Genomic DNA, 12,975 nt, shown 5'->3' with positions numbered 1-12,975 from the left:
ATTAGCCGAGCGGAATGATTGGAAACTTAAAGCGCTTGTTTTTCCGGTTTATTTTTGGGGAAAATACAAGAGGGAAAAAGGCTAGCTTTTTTTGGTTTGGAGTAAACTTTTAGGCTTCCATAGCCGATTATAGAACCAATACTTTTAATTTATAAATCACAATAATCTTAGTTTACTAAATTAGCTTCATGGAGTACCTCTGGAAACAAAAGCCCAAAACCTCACAATTGGCAATAGATCGCCTGAGCAAGGAGATCAATGTCAATCCAACATTGGCAAACATGCTGATTAATCGTGGAGTGGGCAGTTTTGAACAGGCAAAGAGTTACTTCCGGCCATCTTTGGTTCAGTTGCACGATCCTTTTCTGATGAAAGATATGGCTGAGGCTGTGGACAGAATCCAGGAGGCGATTGCAGGTGAAGAGAAGATCATGGTTTATGGAGATTATGATGTGGATGGTACCACCGCAGTGGCACTGATGTACGGTTTCCTGAAGACGTTCTATCCCGATGTGGTTTTTTATATCCCTGATCGCTATAAGGAGGGCTATGGCATATCGGAAAAAGGTGTTCGATTTGCCGCTGAGAATAATATTAAGTTGATCATTGCGCTGGATTGTGGTATTAAGGCTATAGAGAAGGTTGCTTTAGCCTCACAGCTAGGAATTGATTTTATTATCTGCGATCACCACACTCCGGGAGATGAACTGCCCGCTGCTGTGGCAGTCTTGGATGCCAAACGCAGCGATTGCAATTATCCCTACAAAGAACTTAGCGGTGCCGGTGTTGGCTTCAAATTGATCCAGGCTATAGCTGCAAAACGTGGAATCGACAGTTCTCAGTTGGATGCCTATCTGGATCTGGTAGCAGTAAGTATCGCGGCGGACATTGTTCCGATCACCGGTGAAAATAGAATTCTTGCTTATTATGGACTCGATCGGATAAATAATACACCCCGTCCGGGATTGAAAGCCTTAATGTTGAGCAGCAATTTGGAAAAGGACATAGGCATCTCTGACGTGGTATTCAAAATTGGCCCGAGAATAAATGCTTCAGGAAGATTGGAACATGCCAAGGCATCCGTGGAGTTACTTATTTCTTCAGATTTGGAAGGGGCGATGGAACGGGCCAAAGTCGTGGACGAAGTGAATGCCACCCGAAGGAATTTTGATGAGAACATCACAAAGGAAGCCTTTGAGATGATTGCTTCCCGCGAAGAACTGACCATGTGGAATTCTACTGTGCTTTTTAAAGAGGATTGGCACAAGGGCGTAATCGGAATCGTCGCCAGCCGCTGTATTGAGAAATACTACAGGCCCACGATCATTTTGACGGAGTCAAATGGAAAAGCCACCGGAAGTGCTAGATCTGTGGTGGATTTTAATATTTATGAGGCAATAGAAGAATGCGCGGATTTACTGGATCAGTTTGGAGGTCATATGTATGCGGCTGGATTGACGCTTTCTGTGGAGAATGTTCCTGCTTTTCAAGAGAAATTTGAGGCGGTGGTAAAGAGTAGAATCGAGGAAGTTCACCGCAAGCCGGTGATAGAAGTGGATGATGAATTGCTGTTAGATCAGATAAATTACAAGTTTTATAATATATTGAAGCAAATGGCGCCTTTTGGCCCCGGAAATACTGAACCGATCTTCCGTATAGCCAATGTATATGCAGAGGATGTGACAGTGCTTAAAGACAAACATTTGAGATTTAAGATCGTCCAAGACGGTCAGGTGACTACACCTGTGTGTTTGGGATTTGGAATGGCAGACCGGGCAAAAGATCCCGACTTGACTACCGTAAATATGCTTCGTGGAAAAATGCGATTTGATATAGTCGCTGAAATGAGAGAAAATGTGTTTCGCGACAAGAGCAGTTTGCAACTCTACGTGAAAGACATCAAATTTGACTGATATGATTCTTCGTGCCGAACATTTAGTAAAAATCTATAAAGGTCGCCGGGTGGTGAATGACATCTCTGTGGAGGTAAGCCAAGGCGAGATCGTTGGGCTTTTAGGGCCTAATGGTGCTGGCAAAACCACTTCCTTCTATATGATAGTTGGATTAATCCAGCCAAATGAAGGGAAAATTTTTCTGGAAAATGAAAATATCACCAAGCTTCCCATGTATCGAAGAGCGAAGTTGGGGATAGGTTACTTGGCACAGGAAGCTTCAGTATTCAGGAAGCTTTCAGTAGAAGAAAATATCATGGCTGTGCTGGAAATGACCAAAATGCCCAAGCAGGAGCGCAAAGAAAAAGTAGAGAGCTTACTCGAAGAATTCAGCTTGACGCACGTGCGCAGAAATCTGGGAATGGTTCTTTCAGGAGGTGAGCGTAGAAGAACTGAAATAGCCAGAGCATTGGCGGTAGACCCCAAATTTGTCTTATTGGATGAGCCTTTTGCAGGTGTTGACCCGATAGCAGTGGAGGAGATTCAGACCATTGTGGCAAAACTCAAAACGAAAAATATCGGCATTCTGATCACTGATCACAACGTGAACGAAACACTTTCAATTACCGATAGAGCTTATTTAATGTTCGAAGGAAAACTGCTAAAAGCAGGAACCGCAGAGGAACTTGCGGCAGATGAACAAGTGCGAAAAGTATACTTGGGTAGTAATTTTGAGCTGAAACGAAAAGTTTTTAATTAATGGCAGTCCTCAATTCCTTTATGACCTGGATCTTTAAGAGCCGCTTGGGTCAAATTGATAATTTCAAACATAATCCTATTGCCGTTCAAGAGACTATTTTTAAGGAACTGATAGAGGCAGGAAAGAGGACTGACTTTGGAAAAGAACATGGCTTTGGCGAGATTAGAAGCTATTCTGATTTTGCGGCTAAGGTACCCATCAGGAATTACGATAAGTTTAAACCCTACATTGATAAAGCAATGGAAGGGAAAGAAAACGTAATCTGGAACACGGAAATAGAATGGTTTGCAAAATCATCAGGCACTACCGCTAGTCGAAGTAAATACATTCCGGTGACGCACGAAAGCTTGGAGGAATGCCACTACAAAGGAGGAAAGGATATGGTTGCGCTTTATATGGCCAACTACCCTGATTCTAGAATGTTTGCGGGCAAAACGCTCACTATTGGTGGCACACTGGAAAGTAACCCGCTTAACCCTTTAGGAACAGCCAGAGCAGGGGACATCTCTGCAGTGATCATGGAAAACCTGCCTTTTTGGGCGTATTTTGTCCGAACACCTTCTAAGGAAACTGCCTTGATGGGTGAATGGGAAGCCAAAATCGAGAAAATGGCCCGGGAGACCATGGATGAAGATGTAACATGTATGGCGGGAGTTCCGACTTGGACTATTGTACTTTTGCAGAAAGTGTTGGAGTTAAAGAATGCCAAGCATATCACTGAAGTTTGGCCCAATCTGGAGATTTTCTTCCATGGAGCAGTTGCTTTTGGCCCCTATAGAAGTCTATTCAAGGAGCTTATTCCTTCAGAAAAAATGAGGTACATGGAGACCTATAATGCTTCTGAAGGTTTTTTTGGTATACAGGATCAGAAAGATTCTGATGAGTTGTTGCTCTTGTTGGATTATGGGATTTTCTATGAATTTATCTCGATGGAAGAGTGGGAAAATGACAATCCGGACGTAATTCCCCTGTCCCAAGTGGAAGTGGATAAGAATTATGCGCTGGTGATCACCACCAATGGCGGACTGTGGAGGTACAAAATCGGTGACACCGTTAAGTTTACCTCTACCTCTCCTTACCGATTCAGAATAACGGGGCGCACAAGACATTTTCTCAATGCATTTGGAGAAGAAGTGATCGTGGAAAATGCCGAAAAAGCAGTTCAATATGCCGCCGAACATACGGAAGCGATGATTTCTAATTTTACGGCTGCTCCAGTGTATTTTGATGGTTCTGGATCAAAAGGTGCCCATGAATGGATTATTGAGTTTCAAAAGAACCCAACAGACCCAGCTAAATTCAACCGACTTCTTGACGAGCATTTGAAAGAGATTAATTCTGATTATGATGCAAAGCGTCATAAGGGGTTAGCACTGGTAGAGCCGATTATTCATCATGCACCGCATGGCTTATTCGAAAGGTGGATGCGAAAAAGAGGGAAATTGGGAGGGCAGCATAAGGTGCCTAGACTTTCCAATTCCAGAGAGTATCTGGATGAGATTTTAGGGATGGCTGAAAATTCTAAAGCCGGAGTATAGAATTCAACCTATCACGGAAACAATAAAGCACGACGATATTTTTGCCGGGCTTTATTATACTTCAGACTTTAAATTTCTGACTTTACACTTCCAATCCTTTATCCCTCATCTTTTTGAACTCATCAAATCTTCTGAAAATAGCTACCGTGAATCCTGTAAGCATAATGATCGTTCCGATCCAAAGTATGTTGATATATGGTTTCACGATTGCTTTCATTACCACGTAGTCTTTTTGGTATTGATTCACCTTAAAGACAAACTTGTTTTGTTCGGGTAAGATATTTTCCAGCGTTACTTTTATGCCTAATTCAGTATCGATCACAGGTAGCTTGCCGACCTGATTATTGCGGATTATGAAAGTCGGTTGCAGCAATTTTTCCACATCGTAATCCAACACTCTAAGGTTAGCTCTCACCGCCACATCGCCTTCTTGAAGGACGTAGCCATCAAGTTCGTTCAGTACGTCCGCACCATCAAAATAGGTAACATAATCTGCTATGTGGAATTGCTCTCCCGGTGCTACCTCATAGATTTCATCTTCTTTCCAATCGGGGTCCTCAGGGTCATTCATGGCTGCTACGTAGGTGTAGAGATCCTTGTCAATGAAAATTCTGGAAGCAGGAGATGAAATCAATCCACCCATGCCTTCATTGAATTGTGACATAGGACTTAGTGAGAATTTCAATACTTCATTTTGGTAATATTCGATCTGAAAATAATCATTCTCTTCCAGTACTATATCTACTTTGTCTCCCTTTTGAAAGTGATCCTTGTAATCCTCCAGGGCAATGGCTTCATTTACTTTTTCTGTAGGTTTCAGAATCTTGGAAGGAACATATTCGGAAATGCCTTTGATTTTCTTCTGACGGCCTCGGTAGATCACGGTGTAATCTTTCATCTGCGTCGGCTTGTTGATCCAAAGTAATACATGCTCTTTGTTCAGCTCATCTTCCCAGCTGTTTTTGTAAGTGAGCCCGGACATATTGATAGAAATAGTATCGGAGTATCCTGAACTGAACATGATTCCGATAAGAATCATACCTAGGCCGATATGTGCCAAAGAGCCTCCTGCCAGTTTGAAGGAAGACTTCTTCAGGATTTTAAATAGAATTACTGAATTGGCGGTAATCGTGAAAGTACCTGCAAGTACTACGATCATGTATTGCCACATAAATACTTTTGCTAAAACTATAATTGCAGCGGAGAGTAGAACTGAAATAATATATGGAGTCAAGAGTGCATCTTTAAGTGCCTTCTTGTCCATTTTTTGCCACCAGAAAAATTGCCCTACAGCGGTAAGCATAGCCAAAGCTACCGCAAACCAAAGCTGGAATTTGGTATAGAACTCTACCTGATCCGCAGGAGGAGCCATATTGGAGATCCCTCCAAAGCTTTCCACCATCGCATTCCAGGCTGGAATAGAAGTTGGGAGAATTACCTGAAAAGCCATCAATGCCAATGTAGTAGCACCAATGAAAACCCAAAATTCTCTGGAATAAACTGAGGCTTCTTTATCTGAAGAAGGGATGTGCTTCCATACTCTCACACATAGCACTACCGCGATGACAAGAAAGAAAAGCATGTAGATCAATAGCTGTCCTGACAGACCAAGATCGGTGAATGAGTGTACTGAAGCGTCCCCAAGCACACCTGATCTTACCAGGAATGTTGCATACAGCACCAGAATAAAAGTCATAATAACCAATACAATGGAAGTCTTTAGTGCAGTTGCGCTCTTCTTATACATGATCATGGTGTGGATGGACGCCACGAGAATCAGCCAAGGGACATATACCGCATTTTCCACAGGATCCCAGTTCCAATACCCGCCAAAGTTCAGCGTCACATAAGCCCAATAGGCACCCATGATAATTCCCATTCCCAGGATCATCGCTGAGAAAATGGCCCAAGGCAAAGCCGGACGAATCCACTCTGAGTATTTTTTGGTTACCAATCCACCCATCAAGAAAGCGAAGGGAACTAGGGTAGAGGCATAACCTAAGAACAGTGTAGGTGGGTGAATAACCATCCATATGTTTTGCAAGAGTGGATTCAAGCCTGTCCCATCTTCCGGCACAAAATCAGGATTCATCTGGAAAATCGGTGCCTGTGTGGCATCTCTCAATAGAATAAAAGGAGAACTGCCAATTTTCAAATCTCCGATCACCACGCCCAAAATCATAGAAACCAAGAATGCCTGAACCAGTGCAAAAACCACCATTACCGGAGCCTCCCAGTGCTTATTGGTGAAAATCAGGATGGTTCCCAGCACTACATTCCAGAAGATCCAAAGAATGAAAGCTCCTTCTTGACCTTCCCAGAAGCTGGATACCATGTAGTGAACCGGAAGAGCTTTAGAGCTGTGCGAATACGCATAAAAGTATTCGAAGCGGTGATTATAGATGATTTCAAAAAGTGAAATAGCAATCATCACTGCTGAAATGCCATGGATAGTGAAGCTGACTCTACTGAATCTCCTCCAGCTGGCTTTCTCCAGCTCGTTTGCCCTGAAATACTGTATGTAAGCGTATGCGGTAGTCAGTGCACTGACGAAGGCCACTATGGCCATGAAGTGGCCAAGGTTACCGATAAAGGTATTGATCATGGATTTTTTATTCTAGCTGCCTCGATTCACATTCCTGCTGACTGCACTTCAGTTTCTTGATATTTTGAAGGGCATTTCATCAATATTTTGTCGGCAATAAATATGTCGTCATTCTTGTAAGAACCAATCACCACCACAGATTCTGATCGGGTGAAATCTGCAGGTACAGGTTCATTGTAAAAAACTTCCTGCTCTACACCTTCATTGTCCACCAGCATAAAGGTGAAGGAAACTTTGTCCTCCCGGACATTCAACCCGGTGACCTCACCGCTTGCATCCTTTTTCAGCTGACCTACTACGTGGATGGCCTTGTCCTCACCCTTATGCTTCATTTCTTTGGCAGTGGTAAAACTTTCATAGCTACTTGCGTCACCGATAGAAGTCATTATGATGACTATTGCTATCGCAATAATTCCTAATCCTAAGAGATGTCCTTTTTTCATTTGTACTGAAGTTTAGGAATGAAGATTTTTTTCAAGTTTGCTGATCTTACGATCGGTGCTGACTAGATACACAGTGATGCCTGCGAATATGAGTACGATCACTCCTACCAAGACATAAATTTTGCCATTTGATCTCATGGTGTCTGCCATCTCCACTGAGCTATTTGTATAGTCAGCATCAGTGACAGCGATTTTCTCCTGCGCCAAAGCGGACAGGCTGAAAACCAAAAGAACTATTGTAAGTATTTTTTTCATTTGTTAGTAATTGATCCTGTCCCGAACTTAATTCGGGAGAATCCAGGATGGTTTATAATCATTCCTGTTATTCTTTTTTGCAACATACTCGATTTCATCGATCAGGAATTAATCATTCGATCTTCAATTGTCCTCTCCACCCTACGCATTCTGACGCGTACAGTTGCGATCCAGCTACCTAAAAGTGTCCATCCTACAATTGCAGGATAGAACACTGCCCGCAGTTTGGAATCCAAATCGTAAGCATTAAAGCCAGGGTTTCCACCATTTCCCGGGTGTAAACTGTCTGTTAATCTTGGTAATACAAAGATAAGAGGGATAAATGCCGCAAATGCGAAAATATTGTAGATGGCTCCGATTCGGGCTCTTTGCTGTGAATCGGTAAGTGAATTTCTTAGAATTAAATAAGCGAAATACATTAAAATTCCTATGGCTGCAGCATTTTGTTTGGGATCTCCGCTCCAGTAATCTCCCCAAGTAAACTTGGCCCAGAGCATACCTGTGACAATGCCCAAAACACCAAACAAAATAGCTGAGTTGGTAAATTCGATTGCCATATCATCATTTCTGATGTCGTTGGTTCGGAGGTATTTGATACTGTAATACACAGCAGCTACCAGCATTAGGATCATCCCAAACCACATGGTCACGTGAAAGTGGAGTGCACGGATAGTTTCGTTAAGGATCGGAAGGCGGGGGGCTTCCATCAGCAAGCCTGCGATTAGCGTGTACAGCAGCAGGGCAATTGCAAGAATTTTCCACCAGGATTGGCGCATAGGGTATTTTTGCTAATTCAAGTGCAAAAATAAGGCATAAGTTCCTGAAAACGCTGCTTTTTGTAAGTTCTTTTAACGACGGAGGTCACAGAGGTTAGCGCAGAGGTCGCCCAATTGTAGCATTTTGAAGATATCCAACGTCTGGATGGAAAATGCTAGCTATGAAACCATTCTTTATAAATACTTACAGAAGCACTAAAACTGCCGCAAGCCTATTTATTGTTTCAGCAATTTTATTCTGCTTGGGCTGCGTTTCCGGTGAGGACAACTCCCCTTCGGGAAAAGTAGAAGCAAATTTGAGGGAGTTGTCTTTAGATGAAAACAGACTCTCTGAATCAAATACCCGGTTTGCGACCAACCTTTTCCAACAGCTAACAGCCAATGGGGATTCCAAGAATCTATTTTTCAGCCCATATTCGGTTCACCAGGCATTGGCTATGGCTATGAATGGCAATGACGGGGAGGTTTTAGAAGAGTTTATCCAGGTTTTGCAAATGGAGGGCATGAGCCTGGAAGAAGCAAACCAGGCGGTCAAAGACCTTACATCATTCTTACTTGAGGTAGATCCTAAAGTAAAATTAAGTATAGCCAATGGCATTTGGTATAAAGAAGACTATCAAGTAAAAATCCCTTTCAAGAATGCTGCCCAGCAGTATTTTAATGCTGAAATTGCTCCACTTGATGTATATGACCCAAATTCTGTGGATATCATCAACCACTGGATAGAAAAACAGACCAATAACCTCATTAAAGATATGCTGGACTTTATTCCCGCAGATGCTGTGATGTATTTGGTCAATGCAATTTATTTCAAAGGAGACTGGACCTATAATTTTCCAAAAGAAAATACCCACAAAGAGAAATTCACGCTCCGCAATGGTGAAGAAATCATGACAGACATGATGAATTTGGGTGAACCTGCGGGATTTAAAGCATTTAGCACTTCAGAATATACTTATTTGGAAATACCCTATAGCTCCGAACAATATTCAATGGGGATTCTAATCAATGAAAGCGGTGATCTTTCGGAACTATACCCTCACTTCACTTTGGAAAATTTGGATGAATGGAGAAGTAATTCCAGAGAGGCGAATTTGATTTTGAAAATGCCAAAATTTAAGATTGAATATAGAATCGATAACCTTTCTGGCGATTTACAAGCTATGGGCTTAGTGAGGCCATTTAGTTTTCATCGAGACAACTTCACTCAATTATTCTCCAACCCAACCCATCCTTTAAAAATCAGCAGAGTAATCCACCAAGCGCTTATAGAAGTAGATGAAAAGGGTACAGAAGCTGCAGCGGCCACTATTGTTGAAATCGGAGTGACAAGCCTACCTCCTGATACAACCCCTTCTATTTTCACCTTGGACAGGCCTTTTATCTTTTTTATCCAAGAGAAGCACAGTGGAGCGATGTTGTTTATGGGGAAATTGGAGAATCCTTTGGAAAGTTAGGCAATTGCACAATGATCGGAACCTCGATCCTTTTGTGACTCACTTGGGATTGAGGTGTATTATTTAAAATAAAGCCATCGATTACGTGTAATTGGGGAAATCTTCCAATTTTCCAATCTCAAGACCTCCACAAATAAGGAAACAAAATATATCCCGTCACGGCGACAATCGCATTGATTGCCAGAAGTGTCACTAGCTTATCTACACTTACACTCCAGTCCAATCCGTCCATGGCATTTTTGGAAATGCGGATGGCCATCAGCAAAATCGGGATAATTACAGGAAAACTCAAAATCGCCATCAGCGTGGCGTTATTACCTGCTTTCGAAGCTATGCCGCTTACCATGGTCAAACTCGCAGAAAAGCCCATTGCTCCCAGAACCAAATTGAGAAGGAATAAGCTCTGATCTTGGACAGGATTGCCAAGAATCACAGAAAAGACTACATAGCCCAATAGTGCTAGAATCAATGTGAGACCGGTATTATAGATGATTTTGGAAAGAATAATCGCCTCAGGTGAAGCAATCATGTAATAATACAATTGGCGCCCCTGATGCTCTTGGACGAAACTTTTGGCGACGGCATTTACCGCCGAGAAAAGAATAATAATCCAATATAAGGCATTCCACGTGGGTGCGGTAATATTTCCCTGCTTGGCTCCCACACTCAAATAGGTGATGAAAACGGCAGAAACCACGTAAAGCAAAATCCCATTCAGCGCGAATTTCTGTCGCCACTCCAGCGTGACTTCCTTGCTAATGAGAACTGAGATTTGTTTCCACATGGGTCAAAGATAGGTGGATTGAAAAATTATAAGATTGAAAAATTGAAAAATTCAGGTATTCTTAAAAAGGAAGATGACGGTCTTTATGTAGAAGAAGTGTTGTAAGGTGGCAAAGTTGTAAAGTCTGGAAATTATTTTTAAGTACATGGCAAATTCTGAACAAAAATCCGAAATCGTAAATCCAACATCCGAAATCGAAACTGCCAAAATGACACCCAAACTGCTTTGGAACAACAGTTGCAATTCTGTGCCCGACAAACCTTGTGTTTAACTAAACTAATTTATAGCCATGCAGGAAAAAGGCACGATCTCGATCCATACCGAGAACATTTTCCCGATTATCAAGAAGTTTCTCTATTCTGATAACGAGATTTTTCTAAGAGAACTTGTTTCCAACGCCGTCGATGCGACCCAAAAAATCAAGCGTTTAGCGACATTAGGTCAGTATACAGGCGAATTGGGTGACACAACAGTCGAGGTGAGTTTCGACGAGAAAAAGAAAACCATCACCATCTCTGACCGAGGACTTGGGATGACCGCTGAGGAGATCAAAAAGTACATCAACCAGGTCGCTTTCTCAGGCGCTGAGGAGTTTGTAGAGAAATTCAAGGATGCCAAAGATGCCAATGAGATCATCGGTAAGTTTGGTCTGGGTTTCTATTCGGCATTTATGGTTGCAGATAAAGTGGAAATCAACACGCTTTCATATCAAGAAGGCGCGGAAGCTGCAAAATGGACTTGCGACGGATCTACTTCTTTCGAAATCTCCAAAGGAAAAAGAAAAGAACGCGGAACCGACATTATTCTACATATCAACAAAGATTCTGAAGAATTCTTGGACAAGTGGAAGCTTCAGGGAATCCTTGACAAATACGCAAAATTCCTTCCTGTCCCGATAAAATTTGGCACGAAAACCGAATCTGTAGAAGATGGAGTGGATGACAAGGGCGAGAAGAAATGGAAGTCAATAGAAGTGGATAACTTCATCAATACTACCGCTCCTATCTGGACCAAGTCTCCTAGTGATCTAACAGATGAAGATTACCTGAAATTCTACAAGGAGCTGTATCCTATGTCTGAGGATCCGCTTTTCTGGATTCACTTGAATGTGGATTATCCGTTCAACTTGACGGGGGTTCTGTATTTCCCGAAAGTGAAAAACGAATTCGAGCTTCAGCGTAACAAGATCAAATTATTTAGCCGTCAGGTATTTATCACGGATGAGGTAAAAGACATTGTTCCTGAATTCTTGATGCTCCTTCATGGTGTGATCGACTCTCCGGATATTCCTCTTAACGTGTCCAGAAGCTTCTTGCAGGCCGATGGCAATGTGAAGAAAATCAATTCCTACATCACCAAGAAGGTGGCGGATAAACTTGCTGAGCTTTACAAAAAAGACAGAAAGGCTTACGAAGACAAGTGGGATGACATTGGCCTTTTCGTAAAATACGGAATGATCTCTGAGGAGAAATTCTACGAAAAAGGAAAAGATTTCGCTTTGCTGAAAAACACCAAAGGGGAGTTCTTCACCATCGAAGAATATCAATCTAAAGTGAAGCCAAATCAGACAGATAAGAATGACCAGGCGGTGATCTTGTATGCGACAGATTTGGATAAGCAAGACAGTTTTATCCAGTCTGCCAACAAGAAAGATTATGATGTATTGGTGATGGATTCGCCGATTGATAGCCATTTTATCCAAAACTTAGAATCCAAGTTGGAAAAAACACAACTGAAGCGTGTGGATGCCGATGTAGCTGAGAAGCTAATCCAGAAGGATGAAACTTATGCCAACTTGCTGACCGAAGATCAGAGCAAGGAAGTGAAAGAAATCTTCGATAAGGCGATCAACAACAAGACTTACACAGTAGAAGTGGAAGGCTTGAGTCCTGAGGAACTTCCGGTTACGATCACTATGGAGGAATTCATGCGTAGAATGAAGGAAATGGCTGCTACAGGTGGCGGAGGAATGGGCTTCTACGGTTCACTTCCTGATGCCTACAAAGTTGCGATCAACGGAAACCATCCGGTAGTGGATAAAGTTCTAAAAGCAGCAACTGAAGAAGAGAAGATAAAAATAGCCAAGCAGGCATTTGATCTGGCGCTTCTTTCTCAAGGATTACTTACGGGTAAGGATTTGACTGCCTTTGTAAAGAGAAGTGTGGAGTTGCTTTAAATAAGAGTGATTCATTGTGAAAATTAAAACGGGTGTGGTTTCATACCCGTTTTTTTTTGCCAAATCCTTTAAACCCGGATTTTGCCTTAGGTTTCGTTAAGAGACCATTAATTGCAATAAAATCAGGCTGTTTGGAGACTGAGTCCGCCGCAGCGGATATGGTGAAGTCGAAAATTGCAACGCAGTGACTGATTTTGAAGCAATATATTGGTCGCAATAACTTGTACGCCGTGGCGTAGAAATGCTAATGCATAATGCGGGTTAAAGCCTAGCTCCACACTAGGGTATT

10 protein-coding genes are annotated in these 12,975 nt (G+C 42.2%); 5 read left to right on the top strand and 5 right to left on the bottom strand.

The window, feature by feature from the left end; genetic code table 11:
• Nucleotides 1–188 precede the first annotated feature (188 nt).
• From recJ to ID165_RS19960, 3 genes are read left to right on the top strand one after another with little or no spacing between them, the layout of a single operon-like run.
• Complete coding sequence (gene recJ / locus ID165_RS19970) at nucleotides 189–1,913, top strand: single-stranded-DNA-specific exonuclease RecJ (protein ID WP_192347190.1); 1,725 nt, start codon at nucleotides 189–191, stop codon at nucleotides 1,911–1,913.
• A 1-nt stretch (nucleotide 1,914) separates the two neighbouring features.
• On the top strand, nucleotides 1,915–2,652 hold the full coding sequence (gene lptB, locus ID165_RS19965; protein ID WP_192347189.1) for an LPS export ABC transporter ATP-binding protein: 738 nt from the start codon (nucleotides 1,915–1,917) through the stop codon (nucleotides 2,650–2,652).
• Nucleotides 2,652–4,190 carry a GH3 auxin-responsive promoter family protein gene (locus ID165_RS19960; protein WP_192347188.1) on the top strand — a complete coding sequence of 513 codons (1,539 nt, stop codon included), beginning with the start codon at nucleotides 2,652–2,654 and terminating at the stop codon, nucleotides 4,188–4,190. Before lptB ends, ID165_RS19960 begins: the two co-directional genes overlap by 1 nt.
• A gap of 82 nt (nucleotides 4,191–4,272) precedes the next feature.
• Here ID165_RS19960 and ccsA (ID165_RS19955) read toward each other — a convergent pair whose 3' ends face one another.
• From ccsA (ID165_RS19955) to ccsA (ID165_RS19940), 4 genes are all read right to left on the bottom strand, one after another.
• Nucleotides 4,273–6,795 carry a cytochrome c biogenesis protein CcsA gene (ccsA, locus tag ID165_RS19955; RefSeq protein ID WP_192347187.1) on the bottom strand — a complete coding sequence of 841 codons (2,523 nt, stop codon included), beginning with the start codon at nucleotides 6,793–6,795 and terminating at the stop codon, nucleotides 4,273–4,275.
• 26 nt (nucleotides 6,796–6,821) lie between these two features.
• Complete coding sequence (locus ID165_RS19950; RefSeq protein WP_192347186.1) at nucleotides 6,822–7,238, bottom strand: cytochrome c maturation protein CcmE; 417 nt, start codon at nucleotides 7,236–7,238, stop codon at nucleotides 6,822–6,824.
• A 12-nt stretch (nucleotides 7,239–7,250) separates the two neighbouring features.
• On the bottom strand, nucleotides 7,251–7,493 hold the full coding sequence (locus ID165_RS19945) for a CcmD family protein (RefSeq protein ID WP_192347185.1): 243 nt from the start codon (nucleotides 7,491–7,493) through the stop codon (nucleotides 7,251–7,253).
• 101 nt (nucleotides 7,494–7,594) lie between these two features.
• Nucleotides 7,595–8,269, bottom strand: coding sequence for a cytochrome c biogenesis protein CcsA (ccsA, locus tag ID165_RS19940; protein ID WP_192347184.1), 675 nt, complete (start codon nucleotides 8,267–8,269; stop codon nucleotides 7,595–7,597).
• Between the two features lie 161 nt (nucleotides 8,270–8,430).
• Between ccsA (ID165_RS19940) and ID165_RS19935 the strand changes: the two genes are divergently transcribed.
• Nucleotides 8,431–9,726: a serpin family protein gene (locus ID165_RS19935; RefSeq protein WP_192347183.1), complete on the top strand. Its 1,296-nt coding sequence runs from the start codon at nucleotides 8,431–8,433 to the stop codon at nucleotides 9,724–9,726.
• 118 nt (nucleotides 9,727–9,844) lie between these two features.
• On the opposite strand, the gene ID165_RS19930 is transcribed toward ID165_RS19935, so the two are convergent.
• Entirely contained in the window at nucleotides 9,845–10,510 is a 666-nt protein-coding gene (locus ID165_RS19930; RefSeq protein ID WP_192347182.1) for a heme exporter protein CcmB, read from the bottom strand.
• 289 nt (nucleotides 10,511–10,799) lie between these two features.
• On the opposite strand from ID165_RS19930, the gene htpG reads away from it, so the two are divergent.
• Nucleotides 10,800–12,686 carry a molecular chaperone HtpG gene (gene htpG, locus ID165_RS19925; protein ID WP_192347181.1) on the top strand — a complete coding sequence of 629 codons (1,887 nt, stop codon included), beginning with the start codon at nucleotides 10,800–10,802 and terminating at the stop codon, nucleotides 12,684–12,686.
• Nucleotides 12,687–12,975 lie beyond the last annotated feature (289 nt).

Source organism: Algoriphagus sp. Y33, from assembly GCF_014838715.1.
Taxonomy (GTDB): domain Bacteria; phylum Bacteroidota; class Bacteroidia; order Cytophagales; family Cyclobacteriaceae; genus Algoriphagus.
This window is presented reverse-complemented; position numbering and strand designations above follow the sequence as displayed.

Coding starts and splice junctions, on each gene's coding strand:
- ID165_RS19930 (WP_192347182.1), bottom strand. CDS start 10,510: ATGTGGAAACAAATCTCAGTTCTCATTAGCAAGGAAGTCACGCTGGAG.
- ID165_RS19935 (WP_192347183.1), top strand. CDS start 8,431: ATGAAACCATTCTTTATAAATACTTACAGAAGCACTAAAACTGCCGCA.
- htpG (WP_192347181.1), top strand. CDS start 10,800: ATGCAGGAAAAAGGCACGATCTCGATCCATACCGAGAACATTTTCCCG.
- ID165_RS19950 (WP_192347186.1), bottom strand. CDS start 7,238: ATGAAAAAAGGACATCTCTTAGGATTAGGAATTATTGCGATAGCAATA.
- recJ (WP_192347190.1), top strand. CDS start 189: ATGGAGTACCTCTGGAAACAAAAGCCCAAAACCTCACAATTGGCAATA.
- ccsA (WP_192347184.1), bottom strand. CDS start 8,269: ATGCGCCAATCCTGGTGGAAAATTCTTGCAATTGCCCTGCTGCTGTAC.
- lptB (WP_192347189.1), top strand. CDS start 1,915: ATGATTCTTCGTGCCGAACATTTAGTAAAAATCTATAAAGGTCGCCGG.
- ID165_RS19945 (WP_192347185.1), bottom strand. CDS start 7,493: ATGAAAAAAATACTTACAATAGTTCTTTTGGTTTTCAGCCTGTCCGCT.
- ccsA (WP_192347187.1), bottom strand. CDS start 6,795: ATGATCAATACCTTTATCGGTAACCTTGGCCACTTCATGGCCATAGTG.
- ID165_RS19960 (WP_192347188.1), top strand. CDS start 2,652: ATGGCAGTCCTCAATTCCTTTATGACCTGGATCTTTAAGAGCCGCTTG.